This window comes from Desulfosporosinus sp. HMP52 (genome assembly GCF_000765145.1).
GTDB lineage: Bacteria > Bacillota > Desulfitobacteriia > Desulfitobacteriales > Desulfitobacteriaceae > Desulfosporosinus.
In genome coordinates this window covers 54,709-73,553 of the sequence record NZ_JMGA01000032.1, presented here as the reverse complement: position 1 = coordinate 73,553, position 18,845 = coordinate 54,709, and the positions used below count along the sequence as shown (strand labels likewise).

The 18,845-nt window shown below is 40.2% G+C and carries 19 protein-coding genes and 1 pseudogene; 4 read left to right on the top strand and 16 right to left on the bottom strand.

The features are described from left to right. Positions 1 to 474: 474 nt before the first annotated feature. On the bottom strand, positions 475 to 2,040 hold the full coding sequence (gene ggt / locus DP73_RS13770) for a gamma-glutamyltransferase (protein ID WP_052090675.1): 1,566 nt from the start codon (positions 2,038 to 2,040) through the stop codon (positions 475 to 477). Between the two features lie 198 nt (positions 2,041 to 2,238). On the opposite strand from ggt, the gene DP73_RS13765 reads away from it, so the two are divergent. Both DP73_RS13765 and DP73_RS13760 read left to right on the top strand, forming a co-directional pair. Beyond that, a complete protein-coding gene (locus DP73_RS13765; protein WP_034600252.1) occupies positions 2,239 to 2,733 on the top strand; it encodes a DUF2680 domain-containing protein in 495 nt (164 codons plus the stop codon). A gap of 324 nt (positions 2,734 to 3,057) precedes the next feature. After that, entirely contained in the window at positions 3,058 to 3,960 is a 903-nt protein-coding gene (locus DP73_RS13760) for an RluA family pseudouridine synthase (protein ID WP_034600251.1), read from the top strand. A gap of 2 nt (positions 3,961 to 3,962) precedes the next feature. On the opposite strand, the gene DP73_RS13755 is transcribed toward DP73_RS13760, so the two are convergent. The 9 genes and pseudogenes from DP73_RS13755 to DP73_RS23480 form a co-directional block, all read right to left on the bottom strand. After that, positions 3,963 to 4,211 (bottom strand): MoaD/ThiS family protein, encoded by a 249-nt coding sequence (locus DP73_RS13755; RefSeq protein ID WP_034600250.1) that lies wholly within the window; start codon positions 4,209 to 4,211, stop codon positions 3,963 to 3,965. Beyond that, positions 4,208 to 6,106 (bottom strand): aldehyde ferredoxin oxidoreductase family protein, encoded by a 1,899-nt coding sequence (locus DP73_RS13750; RefSeq protein WP_034600249.1) that lies wholly within the window; start codon positions 6,104 to 6,106, stop codon positions 4,208 to 4,210. Before DP73_RS13750 ends, DP73_RS13755 begins: the two co-directional genes overlap by 4 nt. Positions 6,107 to 6,112: 6 nt before the next feature. After that, positions 6,113 to 7,312, bottom strand: a complete 1,200-nt coding sequence (locus DP73_RS13745; protein ID WP_034600248.1) for an iron-containing alcohol dehydrogenase — start codon at positions 7,310 to 7,312, stop codon at positions 6,113 to 6,115. A 165-nt stretch (positions 7,313 to 7,477) separates the two neighbouring features. Then, complete coding sequence (locus DP73_RS13740; protein WP_034600247.1) at positions 7,478 to 8,053, bottom strand: TetR/AcrR family transcriptional regulator; 576 nt, start codon at positions 8,051 to 8,053, stop codon at positions 7,478 to 7,480. A 38-nt stretch (positions 8,054 to 8,091) separates the two neighbouring features. Further along, positions 8,092 to 8,382, bottom strand: a pseudogene (locus tag DP73_RS13735) (ArsC/Spx/MgsR family protein); the annotation flags it as partial. Positions 8,383 to 8,502: 120 nt separating this feature from the next. Beyond that, positions 8,503 to 8,949 carry an LOG family protein gene (locus DP73_RS13730; RefSeq protein WP_282432682.1) on the bottom strand — a complete coding sequence of 149 codons (447 nt, stop codon included), beginning with the start codon at positions 8,947 to 8,949 and terminating at the stop codon, positions 8,503 to 8,505. Next, positions 8,930 to 9,085 carry a hypothetical protein gene (locus tag DP73_RS24220; RefSeq protein ID WP_282432681.1) on the bottom strand — a complete coding sequence of 52 codons (156 nt, stop codon included), beginning with the start codon at positions 9,083 to 9,085 and terminating at the stop codon, positions 8,930 to 8,932. Before DP73_RS24220 ends, DP73_RS13730 begins: the two co-directional genes overlap by 20 nt. A gap of 66 nt (positions 9,086 to 9,151) precedes the next feature. Then, positions 9,152 to 9,514, bottom strand: a complete 363-nt coding sequence (locus tag DP73_RS13725; RefSeq protein WP_034600245.1) for a YccF domain-containing protein — start codon at positions 9,512 to 9,514, stop codon at positions 9,152 to 9,154. A gap of 12 nt (positions 9,515 to 9,526) precedes the next feature. Continuing rightward, positions 9,527 to 9,700: a membrane protein gene (locus DP73_RS23480; RefSeq protein ID WP_034600243.1), complete on the bottom strand. Its 174-nt coding sequence runs from the start codon at positions 9,698 to 9,700 to the stop codon at positions 9,527 to 9,529. A gap of 327 nt (positions 9,701 to 10,027) precedes the next feature. Here DP73_RS23480 and DP73_RS13715 point away from each other — a divergent pair, with 327 nt between their 5' ends. Further along, the gene (locus tag DP73_RS13715) at positions 10,028 to 10,828 is read left to right on the top strand and encodes a DUF3786 domain-containing protein (RefSeq protein WP_034600241.1); all 801 of its coding nucleotides are present in this window, start codon (positions 10,028 to 10,030) and stop codon (positions 10,826 to 10,828) included. 17 nt (positions 10,829 to 10,845) lie between these two features. Here DP73_RS13715 and DP73_RS13710 read toward each other — a convergent pair whose 3' ends face one another. The 4 genes from DP73_RS13710 to DP73_RS13695 form a co-directional block, all read right to left on the bottom strand. Then, on the bottom strand, positions 10,846 to 12,012 hold the full coding sequence (locus tag DP73_RS13710; RefSeq protein ID WP_034600236.1) for an amidohydrolase family protein: 1,167 nt from the start codon (positions 12,010 to 12,012) through the stop codon (positions 10,846 to 10,848). 150 nt (positions 12,013 to 12,162) lie between these two features. Further along, positions 12,163 to 13,347, bottom strand: coding sequence for a pyridoxal phosphate-dependent aminotransferase (locus DP73_RS13705; protein ID WP_034600235.1), 1,185 nt, complete (start codon positions 13,345 to 13,347; stop codon positions 12,163 to 12,165). A gap of 146 nt (positions 13,348 to 13,493) precedes the next feature. Further along, positions 13,494 to 14,108: a hypothetical protein gene (locus tag DP73_RS13700; protein WP_034600234.1), complete on the bottom strand. Its 615-nt coding sequence runs from the start codon at positions 14,106 to 14,108 to the stop codon at positions 13,494 to 13,496. Between the two features lie 33 nt (positions 14,109 to 14,141). Beyond that, entirely contained in the window at positions 14,142 to 15,011 is an 870-nt protein-coding gene (locus tag DP73_RS13695; RefSeq protein WP_034600233.1) for a glutamate mutase L, read from the bottom strand. A gap of 208 nt (positions 15,012 to 15,219) precedes the next feature. Here DP73_RS13695 and DP73_RS13690 point away from each other — a divergent pair, with 208 nt between their 5' ends. Next, the gene (locus DP73_RS13690; RefSeq protein WP_034600231.1) at positions 15,220 to 15,891 is read left to right on the top strand and encodes an NlpC/P60 family protein; all 672 of its coding nucleotides are present in this window, start codon (positions 15,220 to 15,222) and stop codon (positions 15,889 to 15,891) included. A 111-nt stretch (positions 15,892 to 16,002) separates the two neighbouring features. On the opposite strand, the gene DP73_RS13685 is transcribed toward DP73_RS13690, so the two are convergent. Together DP73_RS13685 and DP73_RS13680 are read right to left on the bottom strand one after the other, a co-directional pair. Beyond that, positions 16,003 to 16,680 carry a YjgB family protein gene (locus DP73_RS13685; RefSeq protein WP_034600230.1) on the bottom strand — a complete coding sequence of 226 codons (678 nt, stop codon included), beginning with the start codon at positions 16,678 to 16,680 and terminating at the stop codon, positions 16,003 to 16,005. Positions 16,681 to 17,140: 460 nt separating this feature from the next. After that, positions 17,141 to 18,340 carry an RNA-guided endonuclease TnpB family protein gene (locus tag DP73_RS13680; protein WP_034600228.1) on the bottom strand — a complete coding sequence of 400 codons (1,200 nt, stop codon included), beginning with the start codon at positions 18,338 to 18,340 and terminating at the stop codon, positions 17,141 to 17,143. Between the last annotated feature and the right edge of the window lie 505 nt (positions 18,341 to 18,845).

Sequence of the window (18,845 nt, the reverse complement as noted above, 5' to 3'; positions counted from 1 at the left end):
AATAATGCGCCGCCAACCCTCCATGCACATCCATAAATAGGGGTGGATTCTCCGATTACAATTAAATCGAGAGGGAGTCGATCTCCCTTTGGCATGCCCATTTTTCTCATGATACGCCAGAAAAACGAATAAATCAAACTGCATTTGGGTTACAAAAGCTGCTTTTCGTTTTCAAAAATGGCTTTTCGGATACAAAAACTGCGTTTCGTTTACAAATATTCAGTTGTCGGTTACAAAAAATGCTTCTTGGTTTACAAAGTGGCCTCTCGTCTTTCAAGTAAGTACCTCTTAGATTTATGGTAGCATCTTTCTGACTTTGTGTCAAATATACATTACATTATATCATCATTATTTGTCTTCATGATAAAAGGTCCTGATAAAAAGACAAAACAAAAGCCTTCCACTAAACTTCATAAATGGAAGGCTCAAAAATTCCAACGAAATAATGCTCTTTAAATAATTTAAAACCATTTATCACCATGGGGCAATGTGACCATCAGCCCTTGGTTCCGTACCACCCACTAATATCCCATCTGTCGTTCTCCAAATGATTTGCCCTCGCCCAAAACTAGGTGTGTCCATTGAATAGCGAATATCATGGCCCTTACGGATTAATTCATGAGCAATATGTTCTGGAAAAGAATGCTCAATCTCGACGGTTTTCCCGTTAATCCATTGCCAACGAGGGGCATCAAGGGTTGCTTGAGGATTCAAGTGATAATCGATAGAGTTCATAATGACTTGGACATGCCCTTGTGGCTGCATAAATGCACCCATAACCCCGAAGGGCCCAACAGGGGTATTCCCTTTAGTTAAGAATCCCGGAATAATAGTATGGTAAGGCCTTTTACCCGGCTGTAGACAATTTACATGCTTGGGATCAAGGGAAAAATTATTCCCGCGATTATGAAGGGCAATTCCCGTTCCCGGTACAACTAAACCAGAACCAAAGCCCATATAGTTGCTCTGAATAAAGGAAACCATATTCCCCTCACCATCTGCAGCAGCCAGATAAACTGTACCCCCTTTTGGCGGATGACCTGGTTCAGGATGAAGGGCTTTATTTCCGATTAGTTTACGTCGTTCTATAGCGTATCCATTTGAAAGAAGATCTTCAATATGAACGCTCATCTGAGCTGGATCAGCTATGTACTTCTTCCCATCAGCGAAAGCCAACTTTATGGCTTCGATTTGAAGATGATAAGATTCAGCCACCTCTTTGCTTTCAAAATCATACCCATTTAGTATATTCAAAGCCATTAAAGCAACCAGTCCATGTCCATTCGGAGGAATTTCCCATACCTCGTACCCGCGATAATTTACAGAGATCGGTTTAACCCATATCGGCTTATATGCTTCTAAATCAGCTTTTCTAAGAAAACCACCATAGCGTTTAGAAAACTCATCAATTCTGTCAGCAATATCTCCCCTATAAAATGAGTGGGCCTTTGTTTCAGCAATAGATTGCAACGTTCGAGCCTGTTCCGGAGCACTCCAAAGCTCCCCAATTTTGGGGGCACGTCCTTTGGGCGCAAACATACGAAACCAGTGTTTAAACTCCTCGTCTTTAAGATCACGAGAGTATCTTTCGAAGGAAATTTCCCAACTCCCTCCAACTGTAGGAGAAATGGGAAAACCTTGTTCAGCGTATTCTATTGCGGGTGCCAAAACATCAGTTAGGGGAAGTTTTCCGAAACGAGCTGATAATTCAGCCCAGGCCGCAGGAGCTCCCGGAACGGTGACTGGGATCCATCCGTAGACGGGAATTTCTTGATACCCCCTCTTTTTCAAGGCCTGCAAAGAGAGCTGCTGGGGTGCATTACCACTTGCATTAAGGCCGTAAAGTTGACCCTTTGACCATAATAAGGCAAAAGCATCCCCTCCTATTCCATTCGAGGTAGGTTCTACCACCGTTAAACACGCTGCTGTCGCTATTGCAGCATCAATTGCATTTCCACCTTTTTTTAATACTGATAATCCGGCTTCAGCAGCTAAGGGGTGGGAAGTAGCCACCATCCCTTTAGCTGCATATGTTGCCATTCTGCGCGATGAATAGGGATTATGAAGAGCGTCAAAGCTAAGCACTTAGTGGACTCCTCCTTAACATAAGTATGTACTGCATCCTTTACTAATAATTAATTATAAGGCGCAATTATTTATTTGTCATACTTTTGACACAAATGTTGATTATACTTCAAATATAAGATCTACTCAGATGTGAAAGGGGCTAACGAAATTATGAAAAAAATTAAGACTTACCTCATTGCTGCTACGGTCGTTGGACTACTGGGAGTAACCGGGACTGCCTTTGCTGCAGTTACCGGCACTTCGCCAGCAGAGATTACTGCTGGTTTAACTGGGAAAACAGTAGAACAAGTCACTACTGAAAGAGCCGATGGAAAAACATACGGAGCCATTGCTGATGAAGCAGGAAAACTAGAAGAATTCAAGGCTCAAATCCTCGAGCAGAAGAAATCGGTCTTAGACCAAAGAATTGCTGACGGAAAGATCACCCAAGAACAAGCAGACGCTATTTATAACTCTCTTAAATCAAATCAAGCAAACTGTGATGGAACCGGCAATGGTATCGGGAAAAGCACAGGAACTGGATTTGGTATGGGACAGGGACAAGGAATGGGCCAAGGTGCGGGCCGTAAAGGCAAGCAAGCAGGTTCGGCCGCTGGAGGGGGTTTTGGCAACGGAATGGGCAGTGGAACTTGTCTTATAAACTAGAATTAATTCCACAAAAATACAGCTAGGCAGTATTAGGCTGCCTAGCTGTATTTGATTTGAAAGGCACTTTGATCAATCATCTGTCTCTATTGTAAAGCACCAACTCAAATAAGTTAACTTCAATTTATAAAGGTCAGCTGGGTTACCAACATTTCAAGAATCGTAATATAAAATCTCCTTGGGTTTAAGTATGATTACAAGTAAAAACATGGTAGTCTAGAGGAAGCGTACCAAGGGTATAATCCGCTTAGGCTATTAAAATCACAATTAAGTAACCACAGATTCGGAGATTTATTAATTATCGATAGATTGGAACTGGTGATTATGAAATCCTACAAAACCTACTTAGTTACTGAAGAACATCAAGGTCTTACAGTTGAAAGCTACTTAAAACAGATTCATATGTACTCTGGAAGAAAAATTCAAAAACTCACACGCCTAAAAGGTATTATGCAAAATAATAAGGCCGTATTCCTACAGAAGAAGGTTAAAGGCGGAGATGTTTTACGTATACTATCTTTAGAAGATTCTTCCTACGGTGTCGAACCAGAGTCAGGATCAATTGAGGTATTGTATGAAGATAATTATCTAATCGTCTTAAACAAACCTTCAGGCCTATTAGTGCATCCCACAGGCCAAACCTCCAGTGGTACATTAAGTAATTACCTAGCCTTCTATTTTCAACAACAGGAAGTAATCTGCACAATACGACCGATACACCGCCTTGATAGAGAAACTTCGGGATGTATTGTCTTTGCTAAAGATAGTCGTACTCAAACAATCCTGGAAACATTTTTAAAGGATGGTAGTCTGAAACGAACTTACCAAGCCTTAGTTCAAGGAATTGTAGACCCTCCATCCGGAACAATCAATGCACCCATTGGATCTCATCCTACCAAGCCAAACCGACGAGCGGTTAACCTCAAAGGGGATCCGGCTATAACTCATTACAAGACGGTTCAGGGGCTTTCAAACGCTTCCTTGCTAGAACTGACTCTCGAAACTGGAAGGACACATCAGATAAGAGTCCATTTAACTCATCTTGGATATCCGATTATTGGCGATAGAATGTATGGAAAAGCCTCAAATCTGATAAATGGGCAAGCCTTACATGCTATTTCTGTTCACTTCTCCCATCCCGTTGAGCAGCACGAAATAACCGTTCAAGCTCCTGCGCCCACTAATTTCCTTCGAGTTCTGGAACATTACTCAAGTCAAAATAGCTAATGTTACCCTCCACTAGAAGGATTGATTAACGCTAACTCATCACCATCTTTGAGTAGCACGGAAAAACGCTTATTACCGCTGAGGTGCTGTTTATTGACAAACAATAGTGCCTTCATAAGATGCTGTTCCGGAATGTGGGGACAGCTTTTCCTTATCTCTTCTAACGCTTGTTTTACAGAACCTTCTTTTACAAGAATCTGCCTTATGTTGTAATCCACACTAATTAATCCAAAAAACTTAACAGTAATCATCGGTAATAACCTTCTAGACCCAGCTTTTTCAGTCTGCGTCTTGTTGGTATACCTTGCTCATCCCAGCCCCGAATTCTGTAGTAATCTTTAATCATTTCTTCCAATTTCACCTTACTATCAGCGTCATCCGCTCTTTGGAGTTCATTGATAAGTCTCTTGGGCAGAGTATCATCACTGCTTCTTAAACCCTGTTGAATATTGATAAGTCTTTCTAGGTTGTATCCTCTTTCCCCAATTGTCAAGAAGTTACCAATATTTATTTTGAAGCCAGTCACTGATTTGATAGCATTTGGGTAAGGCAGTGTACCCTTCAGATTAAAGCTCATTAACCAGGAATGGTTATGGAAAAAACTCACCAGCCAGCCATATGACGGTATAAGTTTGTTAATTAACCTGACTAAACTATGATTAGGATTATTAATTAAGGCCTGGGGTAATAAGGAATAAGTCGTAAACAGACAGGTTCCTCCTGCTGATACTACTTCCATTAAATCTTGAAAAAAGATTGTATAGGCGGCTTTTCCCCTTGCGGTCTTTCCACTAACATTTAAGCCAAGGCCTTCAAGCACAACCAGATATCCGCCGTTTAGGTGGCAACCACCCCTGTTTGAAGTAGCATACCCTAAGCCCATTCCCTGTGCGGCACGAGGTTCATAGGCAGCAAGTTCCATACCTTTGACATTCATTGCAAAATTACTGCCACCATATTTCTCGGAAAGACGTTTTGTACCTTCTGCTAAGTCATTACCAATTCCATCTCGAGTTGCTACCTTTTTAACTAATTCTTCCAGCCCTGAGCATTCGCCAAAATTCAGGCCGTTATTCCATAAACCTTTTTCATTTAATTCCATGGCAAATCCAACAGTGCTACCAAAGCTAATCGTATCAAGACCATACTCATCGCATAGGTGATTCAAGTTTATGATACCTTGCATATCCTTGTTAAGTAAATTACTGCCAAGCAACCCTAATGTCTCTAACTCCGGCCCTTTAACAGCTTTTCCGTAGGCTTTCACTACCCTGCCGCACTGAATTGGACAGGTTACACAACCTTTATTTTTGATTAAATAATCTCGCTTTAAGGTTTCACCATTGATATTTTCAAAATCAGCATAACTACCGCTAGTATAATTCTTAGTGGCTAACAAATTACGAAAATTCATCATACTGACAAGAGAAGCAGTTCCAAGCTTGGACATTTGCTCGCCAGTTAGCAAATGGGACTGGAGCTTTTTAATCCAGCTAAGATTCTGTTTTTTAAAACTCTCTTGATCAAACTTTTTAATCGTTTCTTTGCCGCTTGCCACGATCCCTTTAAGATTCTTATAGCCAAAAACTGCTCCTACTCCGCCACGACCGGCGGCTCGTTCATCACTAATAACAGCAGCATACCTTACCAAATTTTCCCCGGCAATTCCAATAACGAATTTACCTTTGTTTTTTCCACCTAATAACGCCTGTACCTCCCCGGTATTTTTACCCCATAAATGATCTGCATTTTTTATAGAAATGATCTCATCAGTAATATCGATATATACCCTACTCTTGCTTTTTCCGCAAATTATCAATCCATCATAGCCTGCACGCTTGAGATGCAAGCCAAAACTCCCACCGCAATTTGAAGAAACCAGAAGACCTGTTAAAGGCGAAATCGTAGAAACATTAAACCTTGAAGAACAGGGTGAGGTTGAACCAGTAAGAGGTGAGGTGGTAATAACGATAAGGTTTTCTTCAGAAAACCCTTCCACCTTACTGCTGAAAGAATCATAAATGATTTTAGCAGCCAGGGTTTTCCCTCCTAAAAACATCTCCCTGTCCTTTTCAGAAACCGGGTAGTCCTTAACAATTCCACTACTCAAATCTATCGTCGCTATTCTTTGAGCATAACCAAACATATTTACCTACTCCTTAATAACATGATAAATCTTAGTCATATCATCTCTGGACATAATCTTCGGTACAGGATAGAGGGGGTTGCTCTCGTCAAGTGCTCGTTTTACCATTACAGGAATATCACTCTCAATTATACCGCTTACTTTAGTGGGGATGTCCATGCTTTTGTTAAGCCTTTTAATGGCTTCGATAAACTTTACTGCCTTTTTTTCAAGGTTGTCATCAGGTGAACTCAAACCGACTAAATCTGCCAGCTCTGCCAAAGGCTTATGTGCTGATTCCCCATAAAACTCTAATACATAAGGCAGGATAATAGCATTAGCTAACCCATGAGGAACAGAGTAAAATCCGCCAAGAGTATGGGCTATTGCATGGACATAACCTACGTAGGCACGTGTAAATGCTAAGCCTGCTAGGAAGGAAGCCTCTTGCATATTTTTCCGTGCAGCTAGGTTTTTTCCGTTGGAATAGGCTTCAAAAATGTTAGCAAATATTAAGCTTACTGCATCTCTACTAGACTTTTTTGTCCTTTTTGTATTGCTTTTGCCAATATAGGCTTCAACAGCATGGGTCAACGCATCAATTCCAGTCGTCGATGTAATATGCGGCGGCAGATTAACTGTAAGCATCGGATCAAGGACCGCATAATGGGGAATTAATGACGTATCAGAGATTGCGTACTTTTCATGGGTTCTGCCATCTGTAATGACTGCAGCAATCGTGGTCTCACTTCCAGTACCGGCAGTCGTAGGAACAGCAAATAGAGGAGGTATGCTTTTTAAGACCTTAAATACTCCCTTCATCTGAGAAATACTCTTATTGGGCCTTGTGACACGTGCACCTACGCCCTTTGCACAATCAAGGGGGGAGCCGCCGCCAAAAGCTACTATGCCTTTGCAATTATTTGATTTATACAGATGTAATGCATCTTCAATGTTCTCAATGGTTGGGTTTGGAACAGTTTCATCATACACAACGTAGTCTACTCCTACATCAGTTAAGCCCATAAGTAATTTATCCGTAAGTCCCAGAGAAGCGATCATCTTGTCAGTTACTATTAAAACTTTGTCTATGTCCCTACTTTTAATTAGTCCAGGCAGCTTACACAAGCTGTTTTCTCCCCGAATTACCTCGGGCTCACGCCAGGGCAAAAGGTAAGCAAATGCTTTAAAAACACGTTGATAGATCCTACAATATAACTTATACATCTCAGGATCCCCTCCTCCTATACCTCTCTGTGTGAAGTCTAATTCATATTTCTCCAATGTATCAGTCGGTCGACCGACCGAGAAAATCCAGAATATAAGGCCTATACTCTGGGAGCATTTCTAAACGTTAGTTAAGTTATAACGTTCTCAATAGAGCCGTGAGCCTTACTCTAATTTCGATATCACCTTAGCTATACCTTCTATAGGAATGTCTTCCTCGCCAAGTCTCCACTGAATTGTGAATCCGTCAAGAGCTGCAAGTATTATATAGGATAAAACGACATAATCGGCTGTTCTATCTTTCAACACCTTTCTCAGTCCATTTTCCAGTGCAATCCTCCATTCCCTATATTTTTCTCTAAAACGTTGATTAAGAGGGGCATTACTGGTAACTGCATCACTAATGAGATAAAGATGCAGTTTTCCCCTAGTTTCTGCCGTGGATATTCTTTCAAATACCACTCTTATTACATCCTCTGCTGAGATATTATTCTCAATACTTTCAATCCATGATAATAACTCTTTAGTAATCCTTGTCAGATGAATATCTGCAATGTCATAGATAATATCGTTCTTATTAGAATAGTAGTAATATAAGGTCCCTTTGCTTATGCCAACTTCTTTAGCTATATCCGATAGGCTGGTAGCTTTAACACCTTTCTGGGCTATTAATTTACCAGCCACATCAAGAATGCTTTGTCGAGTACTAATTATTTGATCCACGGTATCTTCTATAATCATTGTTCACCTCAAGAAATATATAAAACAGTCAGATTTAGTTATTTAGGCTCTGGCTTAAAACCTATCGTAAGCTTGTTGTTTTCCACAACCAGCGGTCTAATTATTGCCTTAGGATTCGTGGCAAGAAAATCAGCGACGGCCATTTCGTCTGACTCCTGAAGTTCTTTCCCCAGCTCCTTGTATGTTTTGCTCCTCTTGTTCAGGAGACTTAGGATGGAAACCTCACCAAGCTTTGCTAAGTCTATTAGTTCCTCAACTGTGAGTGGTTTTTTCACAATGTTACGATATTCTAACTCCATATTCTGCTGCAGAAGACCCGCCTCCGCTTTTTTGCAAGTTGTTCACTGTGGAAAACAATAGAATGTAAGCACAGATTTCTCCTCCAATTATATAAGATCAATAGTCTAGCTGCTTGTTGTTATACGCTATCATCTTCGAGGCTGCAAAGATCATTGTTCCGCATCACATTTATTTCCTTGGCACCCGTCGGCAAGTAATTTTGCTGATGTGTCTCGATCTTTTTCTATTCGGCTTAAAGCAATATCCAAAGCCTCTTTAACCGTCTGAGCGTAATCCAGTTTTATGCTTTTTCTTTCATCTAAATATTCTTCTTCAAAAGCCATTGTCCTGACTCTCTTAGCCCATCCGCCTGAAGGTTCCAGGATCACCACAGGCTTGAGGTTGAGGTATGCAGCAGACAATTCCCCTAAGGTTCCATTACCTCCCCCAACCATGATCAAGGCATCTGAAGAATGAACAAGAATTAAGCTGCGATAATCAAAACTCAATCCTGTATTAATAGGAATATCAATATATTTATTGGCTCTGTCTAAGGTATCCCCTGGCAAAATCCCTACCACCAGGCCGTTTGCTTCTTTAGCTCCTTTTAGAAGCACACTCCATAACCCCATTCGTTCCGCCGGTTAAAAGAATTGCCCCTCTGTTAGCAATTTCCCGCCCAATGTCATGAGCCAATTGTTGAAGCTCGCCGGGTATCTCTCCTGACTGTCCGATAACTCCAATACGAATCATTATTTACTCATCCTCTCTAAATATTATCTGCCTCAGTATAATATGTCACAGAGAAGAAGGGATATGCTAACGTATTTTTGCGCCAAAAGGTATCAACCCCAGTTTCGCAAATTTAAAATGTTGAAGACCAAAAGGAATACCAACAATTGTTATACAAAAAATCCCACCAATAATTAAATGAGCTATTGCAAACTCCCAACCAAAAACGAAAAGCCAAATAATATTAAATATTAATCCACCCGCTCCAAAATGACCGAGTTCAATTTCCTTCCCGAAAGGCCACAATACAAAGCACGAGATCTTAAAGCATTGCAGGCCGAAGGGGAGGCCGATAACCGTTATACATAATAATACCCCTGCTAAGAACCAGACAATTGCAGCAAGGACGCCTCCAAATACTAGCCAGATTATATTGCCAATGATATTCATCTTGCCCTCCCGCTACTTAGTCATGACAGTCTGGAGTACCGGTAATCCATAATAAACAAGTACTATTACTACTGCTATACTAATAGCCAATTTGAACAGCTTTTTTAGGATAAAACCCACCGCAAGGATCCCTAATCCTCCGATTAGTATTTCTTGAAACCCTAACCCAGCTAAATAATTCCCCATAATTTACATCTCTCCCTCTATAGTCCAAGATTTCTCTCTGATTATTAACTAACTAAGACCTACAACCAACATATTGCCTCCCGATTTGAAACTTCCTCACTAAAACTACTCTTCTACATTCTATATCACCCTTTGGCAAGAATAAAGACTCCCAAGCCATGTTTCAATGAATTAAGATTTCTTACAGAGGGCTGATCAACAGTAATTTCCATAAATAGAGCTAAAATGCAGGAAATAAGGTCTAGTTATAGAATCTAAAGTTTAAAAGGTTTGGAATTCTAATTCTATCAATTTTGCCAAGAACTTTTTTCGAAAGGAGTATTTTATATGTCGAAACTAGATAATCCCCTAAGTATATACAAGGTACTTCCAAAGTCGAATTGCAAACTATGTGGAGCTCCAACATGTTTGGCGTTTGCAGCTGCAATAATTAAAGGTGATAAACGTATTAATGAATGCCCTCACCTGGATAAAGAGGCCCTCGAAGAACTTAATGGTCAAATCGTTAGGCAAATGACTCCTGAAGAACAATTAAAACAAATACTCGTTCCTTTAAAAGAAGAGATATTAAATGTAGACTTTTCGGCTGCAGTTGAGCGCTTAGGAGCCAAGTTTTCCGGAGATAAGCTAACCGTTAAGTGTCTCGGCAAAGACTTCACCGTTGATTCCAAGGGTAATTTCATATCTGACTGCCATATCAACGTCTGGGTGATTGTCCCGTTACTTAATTATATTATTCACAGCGCCGGCAAAGATCTTTCCGGAAAATGGGTCACTTTTAAGGAACTTAGCAGTGACACTGTCTGGATTTCATTTTTTGAGAAAAGGTTTGAAGAGCCTTTAAAGCAGCTTATCGACAGCTATCCAGATCTCATTGAGGATTTAATCCTGATTTTTAATGGCAAGCACGTAGAAAACAGTTATTCCTCGGATATTTCTCTTGTTTTATACCCTCTGCCAAAAGTCCCCTTATTAATCTGCTACAAAAAGCCTGTAGAGGATCTAAAATCTCAACTCAATATTTTCTTCGACATGACGGCAGATGAAAATTTAAAAATCGATTCCATCTATCGGCTCTGTGTTGGACTATTAGTGATGTTTCAAAAAATCGCTTCAAGACATACTTAATCCTATCATAGTAACAGTTAATTAAAGTTCTTGACCAATTGTAATTGGTTCATGGGGGTACCTATCTCTAACTTCCCTAATTCAGGTTGACCAAGGATTTGGGCATTTTCATAGGTAGCCCTGTCAAAGACTTCTAACTTCGGAATTCCAGCCTGAACCAGCCACTCAATTTCATCATAAAAGCTATCCCCATGCGGCACTTGGTAGGCACCTGCGTCAGTGCCAACACCAAGGCGGAGGTTTAAACAATAGGCCTCGTAAATTCTAGCCAAGTGAGTATCAAGAATACGTTTCAAGGTATCAAGTTCATGCCTGGAATATCGATTAGTTGGATATTTTAAAATATTTCCTATAGGAGCAACCGTTGGTACCCAAGCTATGTTCTTTTCTTTCATTAACTCAAGATTTCGAGAGGTCATGTAATAACCGTGTTCGATGGAATCTACTCCGGCAGATATAGCGACGGAAATCCCCTCTTCTCCACTGGCATGAGCCATGACAAGGGCTTGACGTGCATGGGCTGTTTCCACAATCTCTTTTAATTCTGCTACGGTCCACTGAGTTGGGCCGACTCTATTAAAGTCGTCAAACTTAATCAAGCCTGTCACGATTACTTTAAGTTGGTCAATCCCTTGGTTAAAAAAACCACTCTTCTCCTCTTTCCACTCACTCAGATTCTGAAAACCTCGGCCAAGGAAACGTCCGTACATTCCCGCACGCCCTACAGCCTCGTGAACAGATATCACCTTGGGACCAGACCAGATTCCTTCTTCAACCTTGTGTTTAGCCGTCCAGGAAAATCCCGGCAAGTCGCCTCCGTCGCGAATTGCAACAATTCCCTTCTCCAAATATCTCCGCAGGTAAACTTTAATGTTATCCTCTATCAAGACTGGCTGACTCCAATTTTCCAAGCACTGGTAAAAATCAAGGCTATCTAAGGCCAAATGTACGTGGGCATCGATCCATCCAGGTATGAGAAAGTACTGATCCCATTGCAATGATGTTTGAGGGTAAGCCTCTAAATGATTTACTGACTTCAAAGATTTGACTTTACCATCCTTCCATTGCAAGAGAATTGGCTGGGAGCACGTACCCCTTTCATGGCTCCAATACCCAGCGATGAGGGATTCCCCATCATTGGGAATCTCTAATATACTTTGTTCTGCACTGCAAGAAATGTACATTCACTACTTCAGCTCCTCACATGCCTACTTAAAAGAGCAAGAAGCACCCCTTGAGGGGCTAGCTTCTTGCTCTAATTAGTCGTAACAATACCCTTCTACCCTACCCACGAGCAAATTAAAGGCTGTTCTTTTGACCAAATCCTTTTAATCCTATCTTAATTCTTCAATTAAAGCCTTAAAGCCAGGTAAAGCCTTTTCGATGGTTTCATAAGCAACACAATAAGCAATACGTACATATCCCGGGCAACCAAAGGCAGAACCGGGAACAATGAGAATATTTTTCTTATTAGCCAGACTACAGAATTCAGCATCATTCTCAATGGGGGTTTTGACAAACATGTAAAATGCACCCTCAGGTTTGATGCATTCGTAACCAAAGGATAATAGCCCCTTATAGAGAAGTTCTCGATTTTTATTGTACGCCTCAAGATCAACTTTAGCATCTAAGCACTTAGCAATGACCCGTTGGAATAGAGCCGGAGCATTAACAAAACCTAAAATTCGATTCGCAATATTCGCTGCCGCAACAATATTTTCGTAATCAGCCGCTTGATCGGAAATAACTAAATAGCCAATTCGTTCTCCCGGTAGAGAAAGTGATTTACTATAAGAGTATCCAATAATCGTGTTCTCATAATATTTAGAGAGATATGGGACTTCAGCATTATCGTAAGCAAGTTCTCGATAAGGTTCATCAGCAATGATATAGATATCGGTTCCCAATTCCTTTTGTTTCTCTCTAAGTATATTAGAAAGCTTAATAATGGTCTCTTCAGAATAGATAACCCCGGTTGGATTATTAGGAGAATTGATAATAACAGCTTTAGTATTTGCGGTGATTTTCTCCTTGAATTCCTCTAGGTTGGGTTGGAAGTCAATAGTATTAGGGGAAACTACCACTAATTCGCCGTCATAGTTTTTAACATAATTTCTGTATTCTCCAAAAAAAGGAGCAAAGGTAATGACCTCGTCCTTGGGATTAAGCAGGGTCTTTAAAATAACGTTTAGGCCCCCGGCTGCACCAACAGTCATGATGATATTTTTGGGAGTAAAAGCAGTGCCAAACTTATTATTAATGGAATTGGCAATTGCAGCTCTTACATTTTCATAACCAGAGTTATTCATGTATCCGTGAATCCCTGTGGAATTACTATCATTTACAACCTCTAGGATTGCATTTTTTACATCTTCAGGTGGTTCTACATTCGGGTTCCCTAGGCTAAAATCAAAAACATTTTCTGCGCCATAAATATCTGCTAACCTTTTACCTTCTTCAAACATTGCCCGAATTACTGAACTGTTTTTTACTTGCTCTTGCATTTTTTTTGAAATCATTTCCCAATCATACCTTTCATCTAAGCTATATTAATAAAAGGAGCTCTGTCGATGTAAATAATTGAAAATAATATCTACCAATCATAATTTCGCTAGAAAATCTGATAATCCTGCCTACCAGAAAGGATTATTGTTAGCGCAAAAGATTATACAATCTCATCCTTAAGCTTTATATTTGATGAGCTTCGAATATATAAATATATTGATGTTAGTAGGGCTGCAGTTGTTTTTACCATCAGATCCGTTAGAGTATCGTCAAGTCCTCCCTTAACCATACTCGTCTTAAAAAAGTAATCTCCAAGAAACTCAAATATTTCCCAGATAGTTCCTAATGCAATTGTAACACTGAAAGCAGTTATCAGCTCGATTACTATAAATCGCAGGTTCGTTACTTCTTGTCTCTTTCTAAAGGTCCCTTGGAGTATAGATAGGGATACTATAACTACATAACTCCCAAAAAGTGAGTGGAGAAGCAAATCCCACCAACAATACACATAATAGAAATTCTTAAATTCACCAAAATACTGCGCAAGCATTATAAACACTAGCGTTACTGACGGAAAACTGAACGGTAATCTTATGTTTAGATGACTTGCCAGACAGACAATGGCAAATGGTATAAAAACACAAACTATTGTAAGAGTTGTGAGACCTAAACGAGTCCATTGCCGAGATAGAATTTCCGAGATAGCAGTAACTAGTAGAACAATTAGAAACAACAACGCAATTCCAAGGGCTAGCTTGCTAAATTGGTTCCTCATCTGATAACTCCTTCAGAAACAGACTTTCCCCGGTTAATTCTCCAAACCAAAGGATTCACGCATTAGCTGCCAGGTAGCTTTTCGATAAGCTTTGGGTATGACACCTAAAGAGGTCAAAATGCAGTCTTTGTCTAAGAGGATAGCTATTCCTTTTCTATCCTCAAATAACCTATCCCTAAATTTTTCAATGCTTTCTTGAAAAATCTCCAGAGCATTGGGAAACTGCGTAAGTCCCACCCCAGTTCCTACAATCCAGCGAATCTTATTGAAATTTACATTCTTCTTGTTTAGACTTTTAGCATGTCTTTTCAGAGCAAACCCAATTGCTGCAGCTGTCAACTCAGCACAAAAGATCATCTCTTTTGGGGTTTTCGGATTTATAGTATTTAGTTTTTCCCACTCACTTCCATAATGGTCCATAACCTTCTTCTCCCCAATGAGCTTCACTAAGGACAGAGGATTGTTAATAACATTTAAGTCTTCTGCCATCGTTTCCTGAGACATATCTTCAATAATCGAATAGACGTTTGTCCATACTGGACTAACATCAATGACTAATACTTCTCCTACCTCCTCATAAATCACTTGGGCTGCCCTCAGGATTGCTTCAGAGGATGGCATTAGTTTGTTTTTTAGGTAAGATGGCACCTTAAGCTTCTCCAGTCGATGGGGTGGCACTAGACTGGAGGCGTATATAGTTATCTCATCTAAAGAACCTACAGTCCCAATCTCTTTTTCTAAATCTTGAACAGCAGAATTTAATCCTGCTTCAATATCTCCATGATGTACAGTAGTATAAGAGATACCTTGTCCAAGCAGCTTAGGATTTGCAGTATCTATATCGACAATGGTATTAATAACTATACTCTCATTTCCAATTTCAGCGGCAAAAACCTTTTGCATAGCTTTCCTCCTCACCTTACAATTTCGGTATAATTATCCTACCCTAAAAACGAAAATGTACCCCAAGTATATAAACTGTATTCTAATATCTAATAGGCTAAATATGGGTATACAACCAACAACTTGTACTATACTTTCAAGTGGTCAGCATGTATACTTCACTCTACGAGGCCTTGAGGGTAGCAATACAGGAAAGGGGTAGTTATAAGTGAAAAAAGGGATTATCTTAATGATATTAGTTATTATGACTATTATCGCTTCTGCTTCAGCAGTTGAAGCTGCAACATTTCAGGTTGGCTCCACAGGTTCAGAGATTCGAATGTTACAATCAGATCTCCAAGCCTTAAATTATGACGTTGGTTCAGTTGATGGCATTTTCGGAAATAACACAAAGACTGCTGTTCAAGCATTTCAACGAGATCGCAATTTATTAGTAGATGGAATTGTCGGGCCCCAAACATTAGAGGCCTTAAAAAATGCAAAGGCTTTACCACAGGCGAAAGTTTTGCCCCAGGATAAGACAAATCAACTCATTAGTACTGCCAAAAGCTTTTTAGGCGTTCCCTATAAATGGGGAGGCACAACTCCATCAGGCTTTGATTGTTCCGGGTTTACTCGTTATGTTTTTGCCAGCCAAAACATAACTCTGCCTCGGGTTAGTATTGACCAATACGGTGTTGGAACCGCTGTAAGCTTTAACAACTTAATTCCCGGTGATTTAGTTTTCTTTACCCTTGTTCCGGGAAAACAAGTAAGTCATGTAGGAATCTACATTGGGGATAATCAATTCATTAGTGCAACAAGCAGTAAAGGAATTGCTATCTATGGGTTTACTCCCTATTGGTCCAAGGCCTATGTAGGAGCGAAACGTGTCTATTAATACTCTGAGAACCAACCTGAAGCTTATTGTGAGCTTACCACTTACAAGAAGTGGGTGCTTACAAATCTAAAGGCCACGCATTGCGTGGCCTTTACTTAGTTCCTTACTCAATTACCATTGCCGCCCCGGATCATCTGCCATATTGTTCACAGTACCCCTCGGATAAAGAACAAGATAATGATCCATCATTGGATTCGAATCAGTAGCTGTTGGTATTGGGAACACAAACTCAATTTTATATTCCGAACCCACTGTATAGCCAATAATTTCCTCTCCATTTACTTTTTTATTATAAAAGGGCCCATTCTCAACTTTGGTTTTAGCATTATAAGCCGGATCCCCGAATAGTTCCTTTGTTTTAGCCATGGATAGCTGCTGTAATCGTGGATCAAAAGATCGGACTTCGAAGATTTGAGAACCTTTGTTGAAGCCAAAAACCATTGCCTGTTTTGAGTAGGTAGCGTAGTTCCCCTTAGCGGCGGACACCCAGTCAACCTTTTCGGGCTCTCCCCATTGACTCGTAACATCTTCAATCACGGTTGTCTTCACAGGAAAATTACAGTTAATCACTTTCCCTTGCTCCGCTGCTCCCATAATATTTAGCAATAACTCCTTGGCCTCATCCCTGGCTTGGGGTGCAGAGGATGAGTGAGTAGTTTGAGGAGCCGAATCCGTCGTCTTTGAGGGGGTATCCTTAGGATAGTTTAAGGGTGAACACCCGACTATCAGCGCCAAAGCAAGTGAAACAACTACGTACTTTAAGAGTCGTTTTTGGGCTAAATTGATCATGACTTTACTCCTTTTTATTGATTGAGTGATGATTTAAGTATCCTCTTGTTAAGAGACGTCAGTAAAGCTTAATATCTGACGCCTAATTGCTGGCTTGGATTTTTCAACTCATCAATATCATTTATCGATCTCTTTCTCACACTTAACCATAGACATTGTTTCTTCAACCAGGCGCCCAGTCTCTCAAGGTTAATATGAAATACAAGGTCGAATATTAAACCACCTAATACTACGGAGGATAATAGATCTAAGATAACATGCTGTTTAATAAACTGGGTTGCTAATGTGAACCTCCCCCACCTACACTACATTAGAGGTAGGGGCTTCCGGCGAGCCCAAAATATATGTCTCAATGGCATCTCGCTTCACCCGAGGCGCGAGTACATTATTTCGGTAAGGCCGGCAACTATATGCAATTGTTGCATACGGGCCAGGTTCATGGCTTCTACTACCTCCCGCTTTAGGCGATCCGTAGATACTTTTGTTGATCCAATGATAGTTCCCGGAACTTCCCATATTTGTAGTTGCTCAAGATGTTCTTCGCTCCGTGGATATCCCGGTGTTCCTGATATCCGCAAGTACAACTGTAATTCCTAGATGTTGGTTTCTTTCTCCTCCCACAAACGGGACACGTTTGTGTTGTATAGGATTCATCGACTTTTTGTAGACTTATTCCCTCGGCTGCCAATTTGTATTGCAGGTAGGTTGTGATTCGACCAAATTGCCATTGAGACATCTTTTGATTATGTTTGCAAGAACGTTTGTGCTTGTTCTTTTTCTTTTTAGGAGAAGTATTTCGCTGTACACCCTCCATGTTGCCTACAACGACTCTTTTCGCTTTATTTTCCAAGCACCAATTTGCAAATTTACGGGTGGTTTTGTGAAGGGCATCTGTCAACTGGGCATCACTCTTACCCAAGACGTAGTACAAAGCTCGCCGGTACTTTTTCCATTGACGAGAACCTTTTTGACATTTGGCTATCTTCTTTTGCAGTTCCTTCATTTTCTTATTACGTAATCGTTTGAGACTTCGGATCTTCCGACCGGTAATGATCACTCCTTGACCATTATCACACACTGAAGCTATGGTGTGGATTTCACCCAGGTCTATTGCCGCAATGCCAAGATGATCATTTTCTTTTGGAGTTATGCCGTCATCATAGGCTATAGCTAACCGCAAACCCCGGTCATAGACAAGTTCAATCTCCTTAATTTTGCCGGTGGGCAAATCCTTTACCCGAACCACTATAGGTTTTTGTCGTTTACCCCTGAAAAGCCCCAAACTTAACTCGATTTTTCCGTTTTCGCCAACCCGAAACCCATCTTTTTTCCATTTAGTATTGAAATGCTTTTTTTCTTTGTAAGGGTACCGAATTTGGGTGAATCCCAATGCCCTTGCTTTATGAGCATTTTCTCGAGCATCAATGTATTTTTCGTAGACCGCCTGTATGGACTGACTATGGACTTGGTATTGACCTTTGGTTGCTAAATGCAACGTCCCTCTGTCAATCCAGCTACCGTTTTTTTGAAAATGCTCTTTGTCCAATCCTAAACAGTCATTCCAAACATTAGCAGATGTGCGATTACAGGCAAAGAGACGTTCTATGTTGTCTTTAGTAGTATGGAACGTTGTCTTTAAGACTCGGATTATTGTGAACACCCCCTCTAATGTTCTATACCCTTATTTTACCACAGAGAGAACAGTTTCGGAACAGGTGTTCTTGTAATATTTTGGGTCGGCGATTCATCTCACCACCTATAGAGGATGGGAGTCTTCTCGCCGCGCGATGATAATTAAAATAGCAATTGTATAAACTCCACACATTGTAAAAACTTAATAATACATGAATACTTGGAAATGCATTAAAGGTTGGTCATTATTATAAACGAAAGCGATCAGCATGGTCAAAAAGTCGTTACCTACTAAACTGGTCTTGGAACATTTATTAGAAAGTAGAAATAAATCACGTAAGATATTAATAAACCAAAATTGAAAGCTATAAGGGTTCTGTAATATGTCCATTCCCAAAGGCTGCATAAAACACAAGAATTTTTAACTGTTTCATAGAATATCTCCTCTCTCACTTAAGCCACCTAACTTTTAATAATTAAGGCACATCTCTTTTATATGTCGTTCAAATTTGAAGGCTGAACCATATAATTTA

Excerpts from the sequence above, each read along its gene's own strand:
- DP73_RS13760 (WP_034600251.1), top strand. The coding sequence starts at position 3,058 with ATGAAATCCTACAAAACCTACTTAGTTACTGAAGAACATCAAGGTCTT.
- DP73_RS13710 (WP_034600236.1), bottom strand. The coding sequence starts at position 12,012 with ATGTACATTTCTTGCAGTGCAGAACAAAGTATATTAGAGATTCCCAAT.
- DP73_RS13715 (WP_034600241.1), top strand. The coding sequence starts at position 10,028 with ATGTCGAAACTAGATAATCCCCTAAGTATATACAAGGTACTTCCAAAG.
- DP73_RS13740 (WP_034600247.1), bottom strand. The coding sequence starts at position 8,053 with ATGATTATAGAAGATACCGTGGATCAAATAATTAGTACTCGACAAAGC.
- DP73_RS13755 (WP_034600250.1), bottom strand. The coding sequence starts at position 4,211 with ATGATTACTGTTAAGTTTTTTGGATTAATTAGTGTGGATTACAACATA.
- DP73_RS13695 (WP_034600233.1), bottom strand. The coding sequence starts at position 15,011 with ATGCAAAAGGTTTTTGCCGCTGAAATTGGAAATGAGAGTATAGTTATT.
- ggt (WP_052090675.1), bottom strand. The coding sequence starts at position 2,040 with ATGGCAACATATGCAGCTAAAGGGATGGTGGCTACTTCCCACCCCTTA.
- DP73_RS13745 (WP_034600248.1), bottom strand. The coding sequence starts at position 7,312 with ATGTATAAGTTATATTGTAGGATCTATCAACGTGTTTTTAAAGCATTT.
- DP73_RS23480 (WP_034600243.1), bottom strand. The coding sequence starts at position 9,700 with ATGGGGAATTATTTAGCTGGGTTAGGGTTTCAAGAAATACTAATCGGA.
- DP73_RS13765 (WP_034600252.1), top strand. The coding sequence starts at position 2,239 with ATGAAAAAAATTAAGACTTACCTCATTGCTGCTACGGTCGTTGGACTA.
- DP73_RS13700 (WP_034600234.1), bottom strand. The coding sequence starts at position 14,108 with ATGAGGAACCAATTTAGCAAGCTAGCCCTTGGAATTGCGTTGTTGTTT.
- DP73_RS13705 (WP_034600235.1), bottom strand. The coding sequence starts at position 13,347 with ATGATTTCAAAAAAAATGCAAGAGCAAGTAAAAAACAGTTCAGTAATT.
- DP73_RS13685 (WP_034600230.1), bottom strand. The coding sequence starts at position 16,680 with ATGATCAATTTAGCCCAAAAACGACTCTTAAAGTACGTAGTTGTTTCA.
- DP73_RS13725 (WP_034600245.1), bottom strand. The coding sequence starts at position 9,514 with ATGAATATCATTGGCAATATAATCTGGCTAGTATTTGGAGGCGTCCTT.
- DP73_RS13750 (WP_034600249.1), bottom strand. The coding sequence starts at position 6,106 with ATGTTTGGTTATGCTCAAAGAATAGCGACGATAGATTTGAGTAGTGGA.
- DP73_RS24220 (WP_282432681.1), bottom strand. The coding sequence starts at position 9,085 with ATGATTCGTATTGGAGTTATCGGACAGTCAGGAGAGATACCCGGCGAG.